Source organism: Clostridium aminobutyricum (genome assembly GCF_017255415.1).
Lineage (GTDB): Bacteria > Bacillota > Clostridia > Peptostreptococcales > Anaerovoracaceae > Aminipila > Aminipila aminobutyrica.
In genome coordinates this window covers 74,196-93,601 of sequence record NZ_JAFJZZ010000003.1, presented here as the reverse complement: position 1 = coordinate 93,601, position 19,406 = coordinate 74,196, and the positions used below count along the sequence as shown (strand labels likewise).

The window sequence follows — 19,406 nt, the reverse complement described above, 5'->3', positions numbered from 1 at the left end:
ACTAAATACGAAAAAGAAAACACTTCATTCCCAAGGTATCTCCTTGGAAACGAGGTGTTTTCGCATTTATTTACTCAATTTTCAACTACAATGGCAATCCTGTTTGTTGTTCTCACTGTAAAATTTGAGAGCTTGCCCTATCAATTTTGACGCGCCTTCACCATACTTTTTGTCATTGATTTTTATATATTCAGCTTCTGTCAAATAAAGGTCCGCCATAAATCCCCAGTGGTTTTCACCCATATCCATCTTCAGAATTTCATACTGCTCTTTGACCATGACATCCATTTCTTTTACTATCTTCTGAATCTCTGTTGAGGACGGGTCTTTACTTAAATCAGATGTTAAGCTTTTAGTTAATTGATTCATTTGAACCAAATCATCATCTGCTTTATCTTTAATTGTCTGATACCCTTCCATAATTGACGGCAAATTATTAAGGTTATTTTTCATGGCTTCGGTATATTTTTCAATACTGCCGAACTGTTTTATCGCCATTTTCGCAATTCTTATTTCATTGGATTTCATGTGTTCAAGTTTCTCGTTGAATTCATCTACACTGCCATAATACTGGACAACTTCATCCTCGTGTTCCTGTTTAAAGGTTTCCAATGCATTAAAATATTCGCTCATATCAAATTCTTTAAAACTCATCGTGTTCCCGCCTTTCAATTTTTTCTCAATGAGAGAGATTATTTCGTCCAACCGGTCTCGTTTCAACGAAAGCAACTCTTTTTGCTTATGGAGTGCCTGCATTTTATCATACTGTGGACTTGCTAAGATCTCCTTCACATTTTTCAATGGTACGTCCAACTCTTTGAAAAAAAGGATTTGCTGCAAGGTTTCAAGGGATTCATCGTCATATAGTCTATAACCTGCATCTGTTGTTGCGCTTGGTTTTAGCAATCCGATTTTATCGTAATAATGCAGCATACGTACACTGATACCCGTTAACCCCGAGACCTGTTTAATTGTTCTCATATTCACGCCTCCTATCCGTCTGATTTTATATTACACTATGACATAATGTCAGAGTCAATATTTTGATTTTTTATTTTTTTGCGTGTTCGCGTGAAGGAATTATTATGCATGAACCCGCCTTACGGTTCATTCCTACGCAGGAGGTAAACGAGATTATGGTATGACAACCCTCCCGTCGGTAGGGCCAAGCATAGCGTTCGCCTGTACGCCGACCGTATTTTTGCGGGGCACTGCCGCCCCGTACCCCGTGATGACAAGGAGCGTCAGACACAGACTTGAGGCACGACACGAAAACGGGGCGGACAGCTCAAACTGTCCGCCCCATCACAGGCCTTTTATATGGTTCACTTTTTGTCCCTATGATACCCCGCTAAAACCGGCGGGGATTTCCATTAACCTATTTTTCTTTCTCAAATTCCATGACCATCAAAATCTCATCACAGTCTGGAAACTTCGGGCAACCATAGCAGTCTTTCCACAGCTTATGAGGCGGAATATAGTCTTTATCCACTTCGATAAAACCGCACTTTTCGAAAAATACATTCTGGTATGTCAGGGTAAAAATCTTTTGAATACCCATTTCTTTTGCTTCACTTATAAAATATTCCATAAGTTTTCTGCCGATGCCTTTCCCTGAGAGACTCTCCTCTACAGCAAGCGTTCTAATTTCTGCCAGATCAGACCAAATGGTAGACAATGCACCAACGCCTATTACTTCACCATCTATTTCCACAACAGAATAATTTCTTATATTTTCATAGATTGAACTTCTGGAACGAGCAAGCAGCAATCCTTTATCTGCATAATAATTCGCCAGTTTATGTATGGTTTCCGAATCGGATAATTTTGCTTTTCTAACAATCATCGCTTTTACCTCTCTTATTTCAACGTTTTATTTCATTATGATAGCAGATTTTAATTAGTATTACAATATAAAATATTTATAAATATACAAAAATATTTTTAAATATTTTATATTCCACAAAATTCAGAGCGTTCTTTTCGCTATCAGTATGCCAAAAATCTCTATTATCCTAATCTTTTTTTCTACATCCAATCAAAATCTTATATATAAAATATCATTCGTACATATTACTCTTCCTGATAATACATTTCAAGGAATCCATCCTTTTCGAAAGGCAATAAAAAGCGAGGATAGCTTTTGCATACCGTTCTATACAAAATACCGAGTAAGTTTTACTCGGTATTTTTTCGTTTTATGCATTATATAACGTCTTATGTACCTTCCATCTCTTATACTAAATAAGCAAAATAAACATAGACAGTACAAATCACTATAGTTAAAATCATGGTTGGAAAAGCTAATTTAAAGTATTGCCCAAAGGTGATCTTATAACCTGCTTCTTCTGCCATGCCCGTTGCAACTACATTTGCGCTTGCGCCAATAATGGTTCCGTTTCCGCCAAGACAAGCGCCCAGAGCCAATGCCCACCAAAGCGGTTCCAAAGGCATTCCGGACAGATCTCCCATATCCTTTATCATCGGTATCATTGTTGCTACAAATGGAATATTGTCTACAAAAGCCGATGCGATTGCGGATACCCATAAGATCGCCAGCGTGGTCATCACGATATCTCCGTGAGTCAAACCCAATACGCCTTCCGCAATCATTTTTATGATCCCTGTTTCTTGAATTCCCCCTACCATTACAAACAATCCGCCAAAGAAAAAGATTGTTTTCCATTCAACTTCTTTAAGAATTCCTTCTATATGCTCCCCTGATAAAAATAACAGGATTACAGCCCCTACCAAGGCAATCGTTGCAGATTCATAATGCAACATGCCATGCAATATAAAGCCTACTACAGTTAATGCGAGTACCGCTAAGCTCTTTCGAAGAAGCCCGATATTTTTAATGCATTCCTTTTCATCAACCGCCATTACTTTTGCTTTGCATTCATCCGTCGTAAACAGCTGTTTTCTATAGAGCAAAGCGAAAACAAATGTAGTAAGAAACAATAAAGGGAATATGATGACCCCAAGATTTCTTAGAAAATCCATAAAAGTTAAGCCCACAGCACTGCCTATCATAATATTGGGCGGATCACCGATCAACGTTCCCGTTCCTCCCACATTTGAGGCAAAAACCGATGAAATAATGAAAGGGACCGGATTTACCTTTAAATCCTTCGCCACGCTAAGAGTAATTGGCAGGATCAGCAGGATAGTCGTTACATTGTCTAAAAAAGCAGAGACAAAACCGGTTATTAAGGATAACAGAATAAGGATTACAATAGGTTCTCCTTTTGCAGCTTTTACAGTCCTTACGGCTAAAAATTCAAAAAGACCTGTTCTCTTAATGACCATAACGATAATCATCATACTGATTAAAAGTCCGATTGTATTGAAATCAATATATCCAAAAGCACTTTCCTGATCTACTATTCGCAAAACAATCATTAATGTGGCTCCTGTTAATGCGACAATCGTGCGATCAATTTTGTCCCAAATAATAAGCGCGTATGCGCCGACAAAAATTACGGCTGATAAAATTAATTGATAAGTTATTCCTTCCATGGTGTCCCTCCTAGGTTAATAATAGTTTTTATATTTAAAATGCTTAACATAACAATTTGAGCTTCGTATCCAATAATTTTTTAACAAACATTAATCTATGTAAAAAGAGTGAGTAAACTCACCATGTGAGTTCCCCACTCTTAAATCCTAATCCTTTTGAAAGGATACTGATTTCTCTTAACCAAATTAATATTGTCAAACTTTTTTGATGATTATAATATGTTTATTCTATAAGGTCAACAAGTTTGACAAAGTATAATGTATACCTTTATCAGATTAAAGGTATACATTGTCAAATCGCTCATTCTATGCTAAAAAAATGAATATATATTTCATATTTTGTAATAATTTACAAAATAATCTTAAATATGAACACATTGATAGCCATTCTGATATTTTTATATTTTTCTGTTTCAATATAAAAATATAATGAACTTTTATTTTCCACTATACCCCTGTAATCCTAATTTTGTTTTGATAATTATGTAACAATACCAAAAAACACTTACTTTTTTATATTTTTTTCACAATCTTTTAGAGAATTATCTATTTTTTATAGGATTTGTTTTTAAATTCACCCATCAAAAATAAACGACAAAATAAAAAAACCAGCTAACAAATTGTTAAACTGGTTTTAAAAATTCATAAATAGTTGAAATAATTTTCTGCTGCTAAATATCCTTGCTTATATAAAAAGGTATAGATATCATCATCAACCTTTACATTAAAGTTCAGTGAAGCAATATTGCTAGTATATATTTGAATACTCCGTTCAAGATTTTCCGGTGCACTATATATGTACTGAGTTTGCATAGAAGTGGTACAGGATAGCAGATTTACAATGAAATCCAGCAGATTGTCAATCTCCAAAGGGGGACAACTGCTATTGAATAGTGCGCCCAGTGTTTCAGGCGAGGGCTTATCGATATCAAAAAGGGTAATAGGATAGTTATACAAGATTCCGCCATCTGCATAAACCTTAGGCCTATTTTTTTGATGATCTACAGCACATGTGCTTTTGATGGCTTGGAAAAAAAGCGGAACAGACATGGATATACGTACTGCTTCCGCCACCTCCATATAGGGAGTATATTCTGCACAGAATACAGAGGATGATTTAGTGGAAACGTCCGTTCCTATAATATAGAGGTCTTTAAAATTACGCCCTTCTTTATGCAGGGAAGGGTCCATGAAATCTATGAATGTATAGGGGGGTGCCTTTTTTGTGCCGTCAAATTGATCGGCTATTTGAAGCTTGATCCAGTTATACATGTAATTGGAAGAGTACCAACCATATTGAGTAATCAACCGGTATACGCATTCTGCGTTGATAAAAACTTTATCTAATATTTCCTTTCCGGATTTAGAAAATATCTGAGGTTCTTCTTGATCCGTTGTTGACGGAACTTTACTGTAATTCAGAGAATCTGCAATTTTTTTCGTTTCTTCAAAAGGGAGATTAAAAGATGTGATACAAGCTGTAATAGCTCCCGCCGAACTGCCTGCTACTCGTTTAATGTTTTGCATAAGATTAATATTATATAGATAATCTAACATACCTATATAAGCAATACCTAATATCCCTCCTCCAGAGAAAACAAAATTTTGATATTGGTTATTCATTAAATACCTCCGGCAAATTAAATATATATACTAATATATTATACTTTCTTGACTTTGTGCCCGAATAAAAAAGCGAATGTGCCCATTAACATATCAAAATTCTAGTACTTTTGGTTCTAATTAACATATACCTTTTCAAATAATTTTTTAAAGAGCAAGACATAATAATAGGCGGAGGTGATTTAAATGGAAAACAGAATAGAAAATAAGACAGAAAACAAAATGGACAATAAGACAACTAATAGAATGAATAACAAGATGGAAAATAAAGAGAATAAGGGCAATCCTTCTTCTAAGGCTCAGAATTCAACTCAGAATTGTACTAGATAAGTCAAGCCCTATCTTTATATCCAATTTATAAACTTTTCATCTAGTTTCTTCCTCTTTATATAGTGACTATGATAAGCTAGCTTAATGATCCCATCTATTGGTGGGATTTTTTATTTCCTTTCAGATTTTGATCGGTAGCATGGCAGAAACAGGATAGGCACAATGTAAAAAGCATGAAAACCAGCTTAACGATTTTGTCAAACTGGTTTTCATTATTCAGAAACTTACTTTCTGATAGCTTAAATGTTCAATTCCAATACTATTAGAATCAGGCATTATTCTGTTGTCTGCTGCGTTTATTTATTTTTTCTCATCATTGAGCCGTCAAAAGAAGGATTGAATGCATAGAAGTTCTTTGAATCCAAATTATCCTGAACGACACGAAGCGCTTCTCCGAATCTCTGGAAATGAACAACTTCACGTTCTCTGAGGAATCGGATCGGTGCGATGACATCCGGATCATCTATCATTCTTAAGATATTGTCATAGGTGGTTCTGGCTTTCTGTTCTGCTGCCATATCCTCCACTAAGTCGGTGATTGCATCTCCTTTTGAGGCGAAGCACATTGCATCAAAAGGTACGCCACTAGCTGCAACCGGATATATGCCTGCCGTATGATCCACGAAGTAAGCTTCCATTCCGGCTTCTTTGACCTGTTCAATGGTCATATTCCTTGTCAACTGGTGTACGATAGTTGCAACCATCTCAAAATGCGCCATTTCTTCTGTTCCTACATCATTCAAAATACCGACACACTGTTTATACGGCATCGTATATCTTTGGGATAAGTAACGCAAAGAAGCTCCAATTTCACCATCTGGTCCTCCATATTGACTGATGATAAATTTTGCCATGGCAGGATTAGGGTTTTTAATATTTATCGGGAACTGTAATCTTTTTTCATATGTCCACATAACTAAAATCCCCCTTCCCAAGGCCATGGTTCGTCTATCCATGACCAGCTAACGGTATCATTTGTTCCAATCGGTGTAATTGGACCATATTGTTGTTCATAATCATTTCTGGCAAGTTTATATAAAGTACTATACTTGTTGAAATAATTTAAGGCGGCTTTATCTCTCGGATGCGTATCCAGATAAAGTCCCACATCTACTAAAATAAATCCTAACACTTGGATTTTATGCATCAGTTCACTTCTACTCATATTCGCTTACCTCCTAAGAATGGTAAGTCCAAGCTTGGGAATACAGTACCGACTTTAAAAGCAACTTCTTCCTCATAAGTATTTTCCCAGGACTGCCATGGTACATAAGCCATCGCAAGTGGACAACCAGCAGCACAGTCTGATTCGATCTCTATTTCTTGACCAGGGTCAGGCATCAATCTGCGCGTTCCTCTTATTGGTGACATAGGGGATGTAGGCACCATAGGAGTCATACCTTGATTTGGTGTCGTTGGCATCATCGGAATTGTACCTTGATTCGGGTCTGTCGGTATCGTCGGCATCGTACCCTGATTTGGGTCTGTAGGCATCATTGGCATCGTGCCTTGATTCGGGCCTGTTGGGATTGTCGGCATCGTGCCTTGATCCGGGCCTGTCGGTATCGTCGGCATTGTGCCCTGATTTGGGTCTGTAGGCATCATTGGTATCGTGCCTTGATTCGGGCCTGTTGGGATTGTCGGCATCGTGCCCTGATTTGGGCCTGTCGGTGTCATCGGCATCGTACCTTGATTCGGGCCTGTTGGGATTGTCGGCATCGTGCCTTGATTCGGGCCTGTCGGTGTTATCGGCATCGTGCCTTGGTTCGGGCCTGTCGGTGTTATCGGCATCGTACCTTGATTTGGGCCTGTCGGTGTCACTGGCATTGTTCCCTGATTCGGGCCTGTCGGTGTCATCGGCATCGTACCTTGATTCGGTGTCGAAAAAAAGTCATCATCTAAATATATAGGCATACCTATATACGGTTCTGAAGCTTTATCATATTCTGCAGCAATATTTTTTTTATATTTCTTTTTCTCCAAAAAAATAAACCCCTTTCATATTATTATTATATATACTATGAGGGGGGTGCAGAATCCGTTCTATTTACACTTAGCACCGGGATCGAATTCTGCACCGAACCATTGTTTATAGTCGGGCGGATAATATCTATTCCAACTACTATTTCTTTAAATATAAAATAAAATATTTTATATGTTACATTTATTACATAGAAGATAACAAACCAGTCTAACAACTTTGTTAAACTGGTTTTCATTATTAAGAAATTACTCCTTAATATCTTAAATGTTCAATTCCAATACTATTAGAATCAGACATTATTCTGTTGTCTTCTGCGTTTATTTATTTTTTCTCATCATTGAGCCGTCAAAGGAAGGATTGAATGCATAGAAGTTCTTTGAATCCAAATTATCCTGAACGACACGAAGCGCTTCTCCGAATCTCTGGAAATGAACAACTTCACGTTCTCTGAGGAATCGGATCGGTGCGATGACGTCCGGATCATCTATCATTCTTAAGATATTGTCATAGGTGGTTCTGGCTTTCTGTTCTGCTGCCATATCCTCCACTAAGTCGGTGATTGCATCTCCTTTTGAAGCGAAGCACATTGCATCAAAAGGTACGCCACTAGCTGCAACCGGATATATGCCTGCCGTATGATCCACGAAGTAAGCTTCCATTCCGGCTTCTTTGACCTGCTCAATGGTCATATTCCTTGTCAACTGGTGTACGATAGTTGCAACCATCTCAAAATGCCCCATTTCTTCTGTTCCTACATCATTTAAAATACCGACACACTGTTTATACGGCATCGTATATCTTTGGGATAAGTAACGCAAAGAAGCTCCAATTTCACCATCTGGTCCTCCATATTGACTGATGATAAATTTTGCCATGGCAGGATTAGGGTTTTTAATATTTATCGGGAACTGTAATCTTTTTTCATATGTCCACATAACTAAAATCCCCCTTCCCAAGGCCATGGTTCGTCTATCCATGACCAGCTAACGGTATCATTTGTTCCAATCGGTGTAATTGGACCGTATTGTTGTTCATAATCATTTCTGGCAAGTTTATATAAAGTACTATACTTGTTGAAATAATTTAAGGCGGCTTTATCTCTCGGATGCGTATCCAGATAAAGTCCCACATCTACTAAAATAAATCCTAACACTTGGATTTTATGCATCAGTTCACTTCTACTCATATTCGCTTACCTCCTAAGAATGGTAAGTCCAAGCTTGGGAATACGGTACCGACTTTAAAAGCAACTTCTTCCTCATAAGTATTTTCCCAGGACTGCCATGGTACATAAGCCATCGCAAGTGGACAGCCAGCAGCACAGTCATTCATCATACTATCGGACTCAGTTTCAGTGTAGTCTCCCATAACTTGATCCGGCATGCGTCTACCCGGCATACATTTGTCTGGCATACGTCTGTCCGGCATGCATTTATCCGGCATACATTTGTCTGGCATGCTTTTGTCCGGCATACATCTGTCCGGCATACGTCTGTCTGGCATACATCTGCCCGGCATACATTGATTAGGCATTATATCTTGTGTCGGGCACGATGGTGTCGGGCACGACGGTTTAGGGCACGATGGTTTCGGACACGATGGCATTGGGCACGATGGTGTCGGGCACGATGGCATCGGACCTGTTGGACCCATCGGACCTGTTGGACCCATCGGGCCTGTTGGACCCATTGAACCTGTTGAGCCTGTTGGACCTGCCGGACCCATTGAACCCGTTGAGCCTGTTGGACCTGCCGGACCCATTGAACCCGTTGAGCCTGTTGGACCTGCCGGACCCATTGAACCCGTTGGACCTGCCGGACCCATTGAGCCTGTTGAACCTGCCGGACCCATTGAACCTGTTGGGCCTGCCGGACCCATTGAACCTGTCGGGCCTGCCGGACCCATTGAACCTGTTGGACCTGCCGGACCCATTGAACCCGTTGGACCTGCCGGGCCCATTGAACCCGTTGGACCCATTGAACCCGTTGGACCCATCGGACCTGTCGGTGCTGGTCTCGGTGCCGGTGCCGGTGCTGGCGCTGGCGCTACTGGTTTTTCTCGATACAGTATACATTGATCTGGTGTACATTGATTAGGCATACTTCCATTTTCTATATCTTCATCTATTTCCTGATTCATCAAGTCCTCGAAATCATCCATAGGACACTGGCCTCTGTTACCAAACAAGGAAAAGAAATTGTCATCTAAATATATGGGCATGCCTACATAAGGTTCTGCAGTGGTCTCATAAGCTTGTTTTGAAACTTTACCTTTTGCAGTTCCTCTTCTATTGCTTTCCAAAAACAAAAACCCCTTTCATAGTGATATATCATATACTATGTAAGGGGCTCCTTATTCGTGCTATTTAATAAAATGCTGTACTCAAAATATGACTATGTTCTTTCGACATTTTACGCTATACTACAAACTTATCCACCATGCCTTTCAAAATTTGCGCTTGCAGTGCGATTTCTTGTGATGAGGCAGAGCTTTCCTCAGCAGTTGCAGAATTCTCTTGGACTACCATAGATATCTGGTCAATGCCTTTGTTTATCTCTTTTAAGGATTCGGCTTCTTCTTCAGTTTGCTTGCTAATTTCATTAATCAACTGATTGGTTTGATATGCCATATCACTTACTTGCTGCATGTTGTCTTTTACCGAAATCGCCATCTTTACACCTCTAGCTAAAACTCTTATCCTTTGTGCATTCTCTGCATTCTCGCTCACCTTTTGGGATACCTCCGCTATCGTTGCTGACAATCTATTTTTATGTCACTTTAATCTATTTTGTTTTTTGTATTTCCAATAACCTTTCACAAGCTACCTTCTGCGCATAACTGGAAGCCGCTAACTGCAGCACCAATTCAGATATCTCTTCTTTGCTCATATCCTCACTTATCTTTTCAGCCACTTCATTGTAAGCATTGTCAACGCTCTCACAGTACTTCCTATAAAACTCTTGAATACCCGAGTTCTCCAATTGATTTTTAAGCATCTGATCTGTCAAGTCCACCGAAAGAACCTGTTTCATCAAACAAATGGCTGTCAAATACGCCACATGAGTTCGGTCATAACGCTTCCCTTTCGCCCGAGGCAACAATCCTTTTTTAATGTAATTATTCACCATAGCAGAAGTCAACGTCTCGCCGCTTTCCAATCCAATATGCTGTCTTTGCATATAAACCAATACTTGATCCATGTATAAATCAATGTCCGGAATGTCCTCCCATTTATTAGGGCGAACTTCTTTCAGACTATTCTTGAGTTCTTTAATATCTTCCATATTTTCTCCTTCCGGCACTCCAAGGAATCTTTTATGTCATTATACTTCAAAAAAAATAAAAAAGCTATTACCGTCATAAAAGTGTACATAGCTTTTCTTCTTTGATCCATTTTTTTAGTACTGAAAGTATCTCTATCATACTTCATCTCCTTACTTAGAGGTCACCTGAATCTTTTGTAAAGTGCCAATGATCTCTTGGGCGATTTCCATTTCTTCATCTGACATAAATTCCTGGGAGTCAGAGAGTTTTGCGATTAACCGCTCGATGTCATTTATGATTCCAAGTGCCGGCTGATACTTATGTAAAATGATTAAATTATCGTCTACAAAAATTTCTATCGGATCTCCTTCATTAATGTGTCTAATTCGCCTCAGCTCTTTAGGAAGTACGATCCTGCCTAGTTCATCAACTTTTCTAACAATACCTGTCGCTTTCATCTATTATTCCTCCTTCAATCTATCATACAAGTTGTGTCGCCGTATGATTTAAGGAACGCTGTATTCAATCGATTGCGTTCATTATATCACAAATACTGCTGCTTTATCACTCATACTGCTTATGTCAGTTTGAGTTCCTATAATTTAATTTGAAGTGCTTCACAAATCTTTGCCAATGATTTATCGGACATCTTCTTCGGGTTGGTAAGCATCACTCTTATTGTCCCTACCGTATATCCGGTAGCCTCTGCCAGATCCTTCGTTTTCCAATCTCGTAAGTACATCTGTTTTCTAATTTCCGCCACAATTTCATGATACTGCTTCACTTGAATTACTCCTTTCTAAGGTTTTATCAAAAGTTGACAAAGTTAAACTTTTGTAATAAGATAATTCTAATCTAGCAACAAAAAAATATATAAGGTTATTAGTTTTTAATCGTTCCAATGAACTTTAAATGGTAGTTTTTTCCTTTATATATTAATTATAGTTCCGTTATTTAAACAAGTCAACCGATTTTTGTTGTATTTATTAAACTGTTTTTTTGAGGAGTTAGACCTATGGAAACTATTAATAGCAGAATTTTTTCAATCATAGACAGCAGTAAAGATTTATCGGATACAAAAATGGCAAAATATCTTGGCTGCAGCAAGTCTACGGTCAGCCGTTGGAGGCATGAAGACATCACGCCGCATTCCAAATATACCGGCGCTATTGCAGAATACCTAGGCGTATCCGTCAATTATCTTTTAAAGGGTGAAAATGACTTTGACGACGAATTAGAGGCTTGTGTGGAATTATTACATAGAGATAAGAGGTATAGAGTTCTTTTGGATAGTTCAAGCAAATTGAACGGCGAAGCCTTAGAGCAATTGATCGCATTTATAGACAAAATTAATTCAAAATAGCAGGGGGGATAATATGATTTATATGAGAAAAGCAGCACTTCCTATATTTTTTATACGAGAAGCCGCTGTTCCTATGATCTTTATCAGAGAAGTAGCACTTCCTATGTCTATCAGAGGTTTTATCATGCCGGATGTGGATGGAAATTATAATATTTATATTAACGACAAGTTGTCAGAAGAAAGAAGGCAAATCACAATCGAGCATGAATTGCAGCATCTAAAGAACAGAGATTGCTATTGTGACCTTCCTGTCAAAGTGATCGAATCCAACATAATGAACGGTTAAGAAAGCTTCCCGTATAGCTTCCTTATATGCCGTAAGTGTCACAGCCATTGGTTTTCTAGAACAATTTTGTTCAAGAGATTAAAAAATATTTAATCTCTTGAATTCTTCACTTAACATACTGATTAACCTGCTAGAGTCAGATAATCCCGTATGCCTTTAGAATAATAATCCCCCATTATTGAAGTAAGATTTAAAAGTCTGTCAAATACCTCTATGCTTTGTGCATATTCCTTATTCAAAACTCTAGTTGAGTCTTCAATTATTAATTTATTTAATTGATATAATAAAGTTTTCCATTCATTTTCTTCCCAATAAGGATTAATCCTTGCTAGAAAAGCAGCAATTTGATCTGCATTTTCATATAACTGTGTTGCATATTCATTTACTGCGTTAACATCACCTCTTATTTGCGCATCTACCAATGATTTAAATGTGTTGAGCAAATTGAAAATAAGATTATTATATTGCTCTCCGATTTGCCCTCCAAAAACTGTGCTTAAAATGATGCCAAATTTTGTAATAACATCTTTTAATTTTACTTCTATTGAGTCTTGATTACCAAAACCGGCAAAGACACTTGCTAAATATGTATGAATCCATGTAGCAAAATCCCTCCATATTATTCTTGATTCAAAAAATAAATTTAATCGGTTTAATGGAATAGGGGTACTATCTAATTGTTTAATAAATTTCATTTCGAATCCTCCTTCTCATACAATATATTATTAAGAATGTTTTGTTGATACTAAGTATGAGAGTAGGTTGTTTTCATAATTATTTCAAGGATTCCAAATTGTATAATTTAAAATTTATGGGACATTCGAGTATAGTTGTTACTACGAATGTTTACATTCATGTTATACCTCAATCCAATTCGGATGCCGCGGAAATTCTAAATCAATACTTAATTTAGCCCGTATAGATACTTGCTTTTTATTTCTTTTTTACTTTGTTGGGAAAATAAAAATTGCAAGATTCTTTTTTAATCAAGAATCTTGCAATTTCAATACTTTGGTGCGCCATGAGGGATTCGAACCCCCGGCCTTCACATTCGTAGTGTGCCACTCTATCCAGCTGAGCTAATGGCGCAAGCTTATATTTTTCGCATGTATATTATTATATATTATCAAAAATATAATGTCAAACCGTTTTTTACAATTGCGCAGTAACTTTATGCCCTTGCGCCAAATAACTAGCTAAGGATACCGAAACGGATTTGGAGATCAGTGCATGCCCTTTCTCATTGGGATGTATCCCGTCCTTGCAGATAAGCTCCGAACAATCTCTGTTTTCAAAGGCTTTTCGAATATCTATAATCGGGATCTGATGCTTTTTAGCTATTTCTAAGACGATTTCATTATATTGCGCATGCCAATTATAAATGGTTTCTTTCGTTCCAAGCCACTTTAGGATGTTCTCTCGATTTAACCCTTTTGAAACCCAATTAAAAAATCGATTAGGCTCAATCGGCGGCAAAGATAACAAGATAGGGCGGCTGCCGCACATCTTTACTTGTTTAATCACTGTTTCATACCGTTCCTTAAAAACATCAAAAGGAACATTCGGTAAATGAATCTTTTCAGGACATGCAGCAACTTCAGCCCAATTGTAATCGCAATCATTTCCGCCAAATTCAAGAATGGTATAATCATACTTTGACAGCTCTTCTTGATGTTTCTTTAATAGTTCTACACCTTTCGTAATCGTACATCCAAATTTAGCATAATTGGTCACCGGTATATTAAAATCCTCTGCGAAAATATTAATAAAACAGTTTTTTAAAAACGTATATTTTTCTTTTTTCTCATCGTATATGACACCTCTTGCGACGGAATCACCAAAAACACAAATCGAATTCATAATCTAACACCTCATTCATAACTATCAATATTATGTAATGTAATATTGAATATTATATCTGGTAATTTCATTAATGTCAATTATGATTAATATAAATATATCTATGGTTTTATTTTTTATCGCAAAACCTCCACCATATGATCCTTCTCACTGCCTTATCGTTTCGTATTTCGGCTCAATCCCTCTTTTTTTGAATTGTGGCCTAAATTTTGCTTTTTAATTGTTCCCGGAATTTCCCCTTCCATTTTTTCCTCTTGAATCCATGAATGGTCTTCCGTAGAATGACTTGCATCAAATTTTCCTGTTTCGGAAAATAGCTTCGTTTCGTTACTCATTTTTTTCACCTCCTGGAGTTATTATGGAAGGTTTCAGCAAAAACTATTCTGCCCGTCCAGATTCATGCAGTGACTTGATTTTCGATGCGTTGCTGTATTTTACAATATAGTCTCTGTTTTTTTCTCCATGACTCAAACAGCCTGCTCCTCCGATACATCCATCTATACAGGCCATTCCTTCGATTAAATTGTTTGGCAGCCCACCTTTCGAGGCACGGAGCAAAATCGTCTTGCATTTTTCAATTCCATCACAAGCAATTGGATTCACAGTGAAATGAGCAGCAGTGCTTTCCTCTCCGCTTTCTGTCGCAAGCTCTTTCACAGCCTGTGTAACCGCCTGAGCCACACCTCCTGTATTGGCAAACCCTCTTCCAAAGCCAGACGCTTTTTCAAATTGTTTTTCCTCTAAGCACTCCAGCTCTATATCTCTGCTGGAGAACAGCGCCTGCAGTTCCTCAAAAGTTAACACGCAATCCACATACGTCCCTACTTCTTCCCGCCTGATTTCCTCTTTTTTTGCAGTGCAAGGACCGATGAAAATCACTTTAGCACTGCGGTCATGCTCCTTTATGTATTTTCCTAAAGCGGCCATCGGTGACAGATTGTGAGAAATATGAGGAATCATAGATGGACAATGTTTATAAATGTAACTCACAAAGGCCGGACAGCAAGAAGTCGTCAAAAATCCTTTGTCTATCAATTCTTGTGCTTCTGACAAAGCCACCATATCTGCGCCGAAGGCAACCTCCATCACCTCAAAAAAGCCAAGGTTTTTAATTCCCGTAATGACTTGCCCCATTTCTACATATTTAAATTGACTGGCGATAGAAGGGGCAACAATTGCATATACTTTATAGGCTGTATTCTCCTTGCTTCCTTTGATGATATGAATCGCATCCACGATAAAAGATTTGTCCACCGTCGCACCGAAAGGACATTGATAGACGCAAGCTCCGCAAGAAATGCACTTGCTATGGTCAATAGTAGCCGCTTTTGTTTCCCCCATGTGGATCGCCTTCACCTTGCACGCTCTCTCACAAGGTCTTATAAAATTGTTGATGGCTTTATACGGACAGACATTGGCACATTTCCCGCATTCTACACACTTACTCTTATCAATTTTCGCATTTTGATGTTCATCAAAACTGATGGCACCCAATTTACAGACATCCTGACAACGATGTGCAATACATCCTCTGCATAAATCCGTCACCACATGACCGGCTACCGGACATTCATCACAAGCGATCTCAATAACTTCAATAATATTCGGATTATCCTTTTTCCCTCCGAGAGCAATTCGAATACGTTCCGCTACAATCGCTCTTTCTTTATAGATGCAGCACCGCATCGTCGGCTCATCTGCAACAATAAGTTTTGCAATATCATCAAACTCAGCGAAAGAGTCCTTCCCTTCCCACGTTTTTCTCGCCACTTCGCTCAGTACTTTATATTTAATCTCTTGTACTTTTGTATCAAAGATTCTCATTCTTTTTCACCCCTCCAAGCCATCTATAGAGTCCATATTTGCCAATATAAATCCCTGCTTTTAACTGTTGTTCTATTAGCGAACTCATTGTAGCATGGCGCCCCATGTTTGTCATTATTTTAACAAATAGACGTAAAATTCAATCAGCTGCGATGATTCTGCTGGGGTCTTATTCTAAAAAACTATTTCAATAATCACAAAATACAGTTTCCTTCATAACATGATAGCCTTGATCTGTTGCCTCATTTACCTAATAGAAAAGCTACTATTTCCTATTAGAAAAAGAGCTCACTCTTTTGGCTTATCCTGTGTCCTTACGGAGGATTAAACCTTAGAATGAACTCTTTATATAATTTTCATCTTATCTTGGGGCATCACAAAAGCATCATGCACCGAAAAATGCGGTTTGAATAAAAAACATATACAGTCCCGTACCGCCTACGATGGCTAATAAATTGTTTTTAAACACCTTATAAAGCAGGACAACTGCTGCTATGGAAACAAATTCCGGAAGACCATGATTTCCGCTCGTTATCGAAACAGCTTTCAAACAATAAACAATGAGAAGTACCATTACGGCAGGAGGAAGAACATTGCCAAGGTATTGAATGACTGCCGGCGGCCTGCCCCCTCTGCTGAATAAGGCAAACGGAACAAAACGGGCCCCGAAGGTCAGCACGGCGATCAGTGCAATAATAATCACAGAATAGGTAAAGGTATCTGAACTCATATCTGCTCACCTCCCTCTTCTGTTATATAATCCGGTTCAGATTCTGACTCTTGTTTTTCATCTTCGTCCATCTTACCTGCAATCGATTTCCTTCTTACAACCATCACCGCGATAATAGCGATCAGGGAAGGAATCATAAAGTTTTGCGCTCCGAATATAATCAAAGCTGCTACGGAGCAGCTCAGCCCAATCATGGCAGGTTCATGAGATTTATAGGCTTTCCATTGATCCATGCACAACACAACAAACAGTGCGGTCATGGCAAAATCAATGCCCGTCGAATTAAAGTGGATTGAATTGCCCACTGTAATTCCGATTACACTGCCTGCAATCCAATACGATTGATTCATCGCAGCCAGCGCAAGCATAAACTTCTTCTCATCCAACTGTTCAGGGATTTTGATGGCTGACAACAGGGCATAGGTTTCATCCGTCAACGCAAAAATCATGTACCATTTCTTCAGGCCCATCCCATCAAACCGCTCTAAAAAAGACAATCCGTAAAACATCATTCTCGAATTCATCACAATAATGATAATAGCAATCTCCAACAAGGCAGTGCCTGTTGCCAGAAAATCAACACTAACAAATTGAGCTGTACCTGAATAAATGAACAGGCTGGAAAAGAAACCCCATAGCACACCATAGTTTGCATTCGCCATCATCAAACCATAGGCGATTCCCAGCGGTACATATCCTAAACATACGGGAATTGTATAAGGGAATGCTGCTTTTATTGCTTCTTTCATTTGACCTACCTTCTCTTTCATTACTTTACCAGCGTACGTTTTTATAGTATACTCTCATCAGAAGCGCACTTCAATCAAAAATATACAGGGGGTATATAGATGAATAGACTGAAAAAGGCAGGGATTATTGCAGGAGCAACCGTTGGCGGGGTAATCGGCGGAACGATATCCGTCGTCGGTAAAGTGGCAAAGGTCAAGCTAATTGATGATATCGGTTCCAGTATAGTAGATTCCACCATCTATACCGGAGAGATCGTAGGAGACATCGCAAGTGGTACAACCGATTTAGTCGCAGGTAAGGTGACGAAAAATCATGAAAAATCGCAAGAAGGGATCGATACCTTAAAGGAAGGCGGCGGCAAAGTTGTCGATAATTTTGTTAATAATTTTAAATTAGTCACTAAAAACGGCGGAGAGATTCTAGAAGGAATTAAAGAAAAAGACTTTGAGAAGATTTCACACGGCACAAAAACATTGGCAAAGGCAGCGGCCGTCGGAGCGATGACAGTTGGAGCGATCAAAATTGATGAAGAAGAAAAAGACTCTTCAGAAGAATCCACCACGCGTGATGAATAATAGAATGAAGAGTTCTGTCTCAAAAAACGCATTTGGACAGCCAGTGCTTATAGGATCTTACGCAGCATTGACTGCCCAAATAAATACGTTGCAGTTTATAGTTCCTGTCGATTTTTTATATCGTTTCCTGTTGTGCCAAATCCATATTCTTCTACCCGTTCATACAGCCCCTTTGATGCAGCATCTTCACCATTTACCTCAATTTTGGCAAAAGTATTGAATATAATTCATAAATCATATTCTGATCTCCTTTTTTAGCAGCTTTTTAATATCTTCTTCAATCTTTAAAGGTTTGACAATCGGTGCATATCGCTTCACTACATCCCCTTCAGAATCAATTAAAAACTTGGTAAAATTCCATTTAATCTTGTTGTTTATGCTTCCTTTAGCTTCCTTGGTCAAATACTGATATAATGGATGTGCATTTTCTCCATTGACATCTATTTTCTCAAACATAGTAAACGATACGCCATAGTTGATTTGGCAAAACTGCTGCACCTCTTCATTGGTTCCCGGTTCCTGACCCGCAAACTGATTGCACGGAAAGCCTAACACTTCAAAACCATCTTTGCTGTATTTTTCATACAATTGTTCCAGTTCTTCGAGTTGAGGAGTAAACCCGCATTTGCTTGCAGTATTCACAATCAACACTACTTTTCCTTTGTAGTCCAGCATTTTTACTTCTTCACCGTTTATTTTTTTTGCTGTAAAATCATAAAATTTCATACTATTCACATCTCCCGTTCTATTAATAATTAAATTTTAAAAAATTTAATTTCATGCAATCTATATGGCAAAATTAATCTGTCTTAGCAACTCATTTCTTAACGTCCTATTGTACGCTTTAATCCAATCGAATCAACAAATTGTCCAATAACTTTTTTAATTGCACCAGTTCTTCCATTTCAGAATCAAACTTACAAAACAATTGTTCCGGCACTTCCACTATTTTTTCTTTTAAGGCCTTCGCCTTCTCCGTTACTTCTACGTTAACCACTCTATCGTCTGCCTTGTCTCTATACTTAATGATTAGGTCCATCTTTTCCAATTTCTTTAAAAGCGGGGATAAGGTACCCGAATCCAAATGTAATTTTTCGCCCAGCTGCTTTACCGTTATCTTTTGTTCTTCCCACAACACAAGCATGACGACATACTGCGTATACGTCAGATTATAGTTGTCGAGAAGCGGTTTATACAGTTTGATAACCTCTCTTGATGCCGCATATAACGAAAAGCATAGCTGATTTTCCAGTTTTAATTTATCATACTGCCCCATTTCAAGTATCTCCTATACAGTT

The 19,406-nt window shown here is 38.3% G+C and carries 26 protein-coding genes and 1 tRNA gene; 4 read left to right on the top strand and 23 right to left on the bottom strand.

Annotation, left to right across the window (positions count from 1 at the left end; all coding sequences use genetic code 11):
* Window positions 1–81 precede the first annotated feature (81 nt).
* The 4 genes from JYB65_RS08885 to JYB65_RS08870 form a co-directional block, all read right to left on the bottom strand.
* Window positions 82–981, bottom strand: a complete 900-nt coding sequence (locus tag JYB65_RS08885) for a MerR family transcriptional regulator (protein WP_206582312.1) — start codon at window positions 979–981, stop codon at window positions 82–84.
* 397 nt (window positions 982–1,378) lie between these two features.
* Window positions 1,379–1,846, bottom strand: coding sequence for an N-acetyltransferase (locus JYB65_RS08880; protein ID WP_206582311.1), 468 nt, complete (start codon window positions 1,844–1,846; stop codon window positions 1,379–1,381).
* 389 nt (window positions 1,847–2,235) lie between these two features.
* Window positions 2,236–3,519, bottom strand: a complete 1,284-nt coding sequence (locus tag JYB65_RS08875; protein WP_206582310.1) for an ArsB/NhaD family transporter — start codon at window positions 3,517–3,519, stop codon at window positions 2,236–2,238.
* A gap of 642 nt (window positions 3,520–4,161) precedes the next feature.
* Complete coding sequence (locus tag JYB65_RS08870) at window positions 4,162–5,142, bottom strand: patatin-like phospholipase family protein (protein WP_206582309.1); 981 nt, start codon at window positions 5,140–5,142, stop codon at window positions 4,162–4,164.
* A gap of 186 nt (window positions 5,143–5,328) precedes the next feature.
* Between JYB65_RS08870 and JYB65_RS08865 the strand changes: the two genes are divergently transcribed.
* Window positions 5,329–5,472, top strand: a complete 144-nt coding sequence (locus JYB65_RS08865) for a hypothetical protein (RefSeq protein WP_206582308.1) — start codon at window positions 5,329–5,331, stop codon at window positions 5,470–5,472.
* Between the two features lie 296 nt (window positions 5,473–5,768).
* On the opposite strand, the gene JYB65_RS08860 is transcribed toward JYB65_RS08865, so the two are convergent.
* The 10 genes from JYB65_RS08860 to JYB65_RS08810 form a co-directional block, all read right to left on the bottom strand.
* A complete protein-coding gene (locus JYB65_RS08860; RefSeq protein WP_206582307.1) occupies window positions 5,769–6,386 on the bottom strand; it encodes a manganese catalase family protein in 618 nt (205 codons plus the stop codon).
* A 2-nt stretch (window positions 6,387–6,388) separates the two neighbouring features.
* Complete coding sequence (locus tag JYB65_RS08855) at window positions 6,389–6,637, bottom strand: spore coat protein CotJB (RefSeq protein ID WP_206582305.1); 249 nt, start codon at window positions 6,635–6,637, stop codon at window positions 6,389–6,391.
* Window positions 6,634–7,455, bottom strand: a complete 822-nt coding sequence (locus JYB65_RS14955) for a spore coat associated protein CotJA (protein ID WP_245156640.1) — start codon at window positions 7,453–7,455, stop codon at window positions 6,634–6,636. Before JYB65_RS14955 ends, JYB65_RS08855 begins: the two co-directional genes overlap by 4 nt.
* 318 nt (window positions 7,456–7,773) lie before the next feature.
* Entirely contained in the window at window positions 7,774–8,391 is a 618-nt protein-coding gene (locus tag JYB65_RS08845) for a manganese catalase family protein (RefSeq protein ID WP_206582306.1), read from the bottom strand.
* Window positions 8,392–8,393: 2 nt separating this feature from the next.
* Window positions 8,394–8,642 carry a spore coat protein CotJB gene (locus tag JYB65_RS08840; protein WP_206582305.1) on the bottom strand — a complete coding sequence of 83 codons (249 nt, stop codon included), beginning with the start codon at window positions 8,640–8,642 and terminating at the stop codon, window positions 8,394–8,396.
* Window positions 8,639–9,757 (bottom strand): spore coat associated protein CotJA, encoded by a 1,119-nt coding sequence (locus JYB65_RS15285; protein ID WP_425331123.1) that lies wholly within the window; start codon window positions 9,755–9,757, stop codon window positions 8,639–8,641. Before JYB65_RS15285 ends, JYB65_RS08840 begins: the two co-directional genes overlap by 4 nt.
* A gap of 115 nt (window positions 9,758–9,872) precedes the next feature.
* Complete coding sequence (locus JYB65_RS08825) at window positions 9,873–10,184, bottom strand: hypothetical protein (RefSeq protein ID WP_206582304.1); 312 nt, start codon at window positions 10,182–10,184, stop codon at window positions 9,873–9,875.
* A 55-nt stretch (window positions 10,185–10,239) separates the two neighbouring features.
* On the bottom strand, window positions 10,240–10,740 hold the full coding sequence (locus JYB65_RS08820; protein ID WP_206582303.1) for a DUF1836 domain-containing protein: 501 nt from the start codon (window positions 10,738–10,740) through the stop codon (window positions 10,240–10,242).
* 150 nt (window positions 10,741–10,890) lie between these two features.
* Window positions 10,891–11,178 (bottom strand): AbrB/MazE/SpoVT family DNA-binding domain-containing protein, encoded by a 288-nt coding sequence (locus tag JYB65_RS08815; RefSeq protein ID WP_206582302.1) that lies wholly within the window; start codon window positions 11,176–11,178, stop codon window positions 10,891–10,893.
* Window positions 11,179–11,315: 137 nt separating this feature from the next.
* Window positions 11,316–11,504 (bottom strand): helix-turn-helix domain-containing protein, encoded by a 189-nt coding sequence (locus tag JYB65_RS08810; protein WP_206582301.1) that lies wholly within the window; start codon window positions 11,502–11,504, stop codon window positions 11,316–11,318.
* A gap of 231 nt (window positions 11,505–11,735) precedes the next feature.
* On the opposite strand from JYB65_RS08810, the gene JYB65_RS08805 reads away from it, so the two are divergent.
* Window positions 11,736–12,083 carry a helix-turn-helix domain-containing protein gene (locus JYB65_RS08805; RefSeq protein ID WP_206582300.1) on the top strand — a complete coding sequence of 116 codons (348 nt, stop codon included), beginning with the start codon at window positions 11,736–11,738 and terminating at the stop codon, window positions 12,081–12,083.
* A gap of 13 nt (window positions 12,084–12,096) precedes the next feature.
* Window positions 12,097–12,369 carry an ImmA/IrrE family metallo-endopeptidase gene (locus tag JYB65_RS08800; RefSeq protein WP_206582299.1) on the top strand — a complete coding sequence of 91 codons (273 nt, stop codon included), beginning with the start codon at window positions 12,097–12,099 and terminating at the stop codon, window positions 12,367–12,369.
* Window positions 12,370–12,491: 122 nt separating this feature from the next.
* Here JYB65_RS08800 and JYB65_RS08795 read toward each other — a convergent pair whose 3' ends face one another.
* From JYB65_RS08795 to JYB65_RS08765, 7 genes are all read right to left on the bottom strand, one after another.
* Window positions 12,492–13,064 (bottom strand): hypothetical protein, encoded by a 573-nt coding sequence (locus tag JYB65_RS08795; protein ID WP_206582298.1) that lies wholly within the window; start codon window positions 13,062–13,064, stop codon window positions 12,492–12,494.
* A gap of 317 nt (window positions 13,065–13,381) precedes the next feature.
* Window positions 13,382–13,458, bottom strand: a tRNA-Arg gene (locus tag JYB65_RS08790).
* A gap of 63 nt (window positions 13,459–13,521) precedes the next feature.
* A complete protein-coding gene (locus JYB65_RS08785) occupies window positions 13,522–14,229 on the bottom strand; it encodes an SGNH/GDSL hydrolase family protein (protein WP_206582297.1) in 708 nt (235 codons plus the stop codon).
* Window positions 14,230–14,384: 155 nt separating this feature from the next.
* Window positions 14,385–14,564 carry a hypothetical protein gene (locus tag JYB65_RS08780; protein ID WP_206582296.1) on the bottom strand — a complete coding sequence of 60 codons (180 nt, stop codon included), beginning with the start codon at window positions 14,562–14,564 and terminating at the stop codon, window positions 14,385–14,387.
* A gap of 43 nt (window positions 14,565–14,607) precedes the next feature.
* Complete coding sequence (locus JYB65_RS08775) at window positions 14,608–16,053, bottom strand: 4Fe-4S dicluster domain-containing protein (protein WP_206582295.1); 1,446 nt, start codon at window positions 16,051–16,053, stop codon at window positions 14,608–14,610.
* 385 nt (window positions 16,054–16,438) lie between these two features.
* Entirely contained in the window at window positions 16,439–16,783 is a 345-nt protein-coding gene (locus tag JYB65_RS08770) for a branched-chain amino acid transporter permease (protein WP_206582294.1), read from the bottom strand.
* Window positions 16,780–17,532, bottom strand: coding sequence for an AzlC family ABC transporter permease (locus tag JYB65_RS08765; protein ID WP_206582293.1), 753 nt, complete (start codon window positions 17,530–17,532; stop codon window positions 16,780–16,782). Before JYB65_RS08765 ends, JYB65_RS08770 begins: the two co-directional genes overlap by 4 nt.
* Before the next feature lie 99 nt (window positions 17,533–17,631).
* On the opposite strand from JYB65_RS08765, the gene JYB65_RS08760 reads away from it, so the two are divergent.
* On the top strand, window positions 17,632–18,108 hold the full coding sequence (locus tag JYB65_RS08760; protein WP_206582292.1) for a hypothetical protein: 477 nt from the start codon (window positions 17,632–17,634) through the stop codon (window positions 18,106–18,108).
* Window positions 18,109–18,342: 234 nt separating this feature from the next.
* On the opposite strand, the gene JYB65_RS08755 is transcribed toward JYB65_RS08760, so the two are convergent.
* Window positions 18,343–18,834, bottom strand: a complete 492-nt coding sequence (locus JYB65_RS08755; protein ID WP_206582291.1) for a glutathione peroxidase — start codon at window positions 18,832–18,834, stop codon at window positions 18,343–18,345.
* A gap of 118 nt (window positions 18,835–18,952) precedes the next feature.
* Window positions 18,953–19,384 carry a MarR family winged helix-turn-helix transcriptional regulator gene (locus JYB65_RS08750; RefSeq protein ID WP_206582290.1) on the bottom strand — a complete coding sequence of 144 codons (432 nt, stop codon included), beginning with the start codon at window positions 19,382–19,384 and terminating at the stop codon, window positions 18,953–18,955.
* Window positions 19,385–19,406 lie beyond the last annotated feature (22 nt).

Bases quoted from the DNA above. Each gene is read 5' to 3' on its own strand.
- JYB65_RS08855 (WP_206582305.1), bottom strand. From the start codon at position 6,637: ATGAGTAGAAGTGAACTGATGCATAAAATCCAAGTGTTAGGATTTATT.
- JYB65_RS08760 (WP_206582292.1), top strand. From the start codon at position 17,632: ATGAATAGACTGAAAAAGGCAGGGATTATTGCAGGAGCAACCGTTGGC.
- JYB65_RS08800 (WP_206582299.1), top strand. From the start codon at position 12,097: ATGATTTATATGAGAAAAGCAGCACTTCCTATATTTTTTATACGAGAA.
- JYB65_RS08865 (WP_206582308.1), top strand. From the start codon at position 5,329: ATGGAAAACAGAATAGAAAATAAGACAGAAAACAAAATGGACAATAAG.
- JYB65_RS08820 (WP_206582303.1), bottom strand. From the start codon at position 10,740: ATGGAAGATATTAAAGAACTCAAGAATAGTCTGAAAGAAGTTCGCCCT.
- JYB65_RS08770 (WP_206582294.1), bottom strand. From the start codon at position 16,783: ATGAGTTCAGATACCTTTACCTATTCTGTGATTATTATTGCACTGATC.
- JYB65_RS08795 (WP_206582298.1), bottom strand. From the start codon at position 13,064: ATGAAATTTATTAAACAATTAGATAGTACCCCTATTCCATTAAACCGA.
- JYB65_RS08805 (WP_206582300.1), top strand. From the start codon at position 11,736: ATGGAAACTATTAATAGCAGAATTTTTTCAATCATAGACAGCAGTAAA.
- JYB65_RS08785 (WP_206582297.1), bottom strand. From the start codon at position 14,229: ATGAATTCGATTTGTGTTTTTGGTGATTCCGTCGCAAGAGGTGTCATA.
- JYB65_RS08765 (WP_206582293.1), bottom strand. From the start codon at position 17,532: ATGAAAGAAGCAATAAAAGCAGCATTCCCTTATACAATTCCCGTATGT.
- JYB65_RS08875 (WP_206582310.1), bottom strand. From the start codon at position 3,519: ATGGAAGGAATAACTTATCAATTAATTTTATCAGCCGTAATTTTTGTC.
- JYB65_RS08870 (WP_206582309.1), bottom strand. From the start codon at position 5,142: ATGAATAACCAATATCAAAATTTTGTTTTCTCTGGAGGAGGGATATTA.
- JYB65_RS08880 (WP_206582311.1), bottom strand. From the start codon at position 1,846: ATGATTGTTAGAAAAGCAAAATTATCCGATTCGGAAACCATACATAAA.
- JYB65_RS08780 (WP_206582296.1), bottom strand. From the start codon at position 14,564: ATGAGTAACGAAACGAAGCTATTTTCCGAAACAGGAAAATTTGATGCA.
- JYB65_RS08845 (WP_206582306.1), bottom strand. From the start codon at position 8,391: ATGTGGACATATGAAAAAAGATTACAGTTCCCGATAAATATTAAAAAC.
- JYB65_RS08755 (WP_206582291.1), bottom strand. From the start codon at position 18,834: ATGAAATTTTATGATTTTACAGCAAAAAAAATAAACGGTGAAGAAGTA.
- JYB65_RS08750 (WP_206582290.1), bottom strand. From the start codon at position 19,384: ATGGGGCAGTATGATAAATTAAAACTGGAAAATCAGCTATGCTTTTCG.
- JYB65_RS08815 (WP_206582302.1), bottom strand. From the start codon at position 11,178: ATGAAAGCGACAGGTATTGTTAGAAAAGTTGATGAACTAGGCAGGATC.
- JYB65_RS08840 (WP_206582305.1), bottom strand. From the start codon at position 8,642: ATGAGTAGAAGTGAACTGATGCATAAAATCCAAGTGTTAGGATTTATT.
- JYB65_RS08885 (WP_206582312.1), bottom strand. From the start codon at position 981: ATGAGAACAATTAAACAGGTCTCGGGGTTAACGGGTATCAGTGTACGT.
- JYB65_RS08775 (WP_206582295.1), bottom strand. From the start codon at position 16,053: ATGAGAATCTTTGATACAAAAGTACAAGAGATTAAATATAAAGTACTG.
- JYB65_RS08860 (WP_206582307.1), bottom strand. From the start codon at position 6,386: ATGTGGACATATGAAAAAAGATTACAGTTCCCGATAAATATTAAAAAC.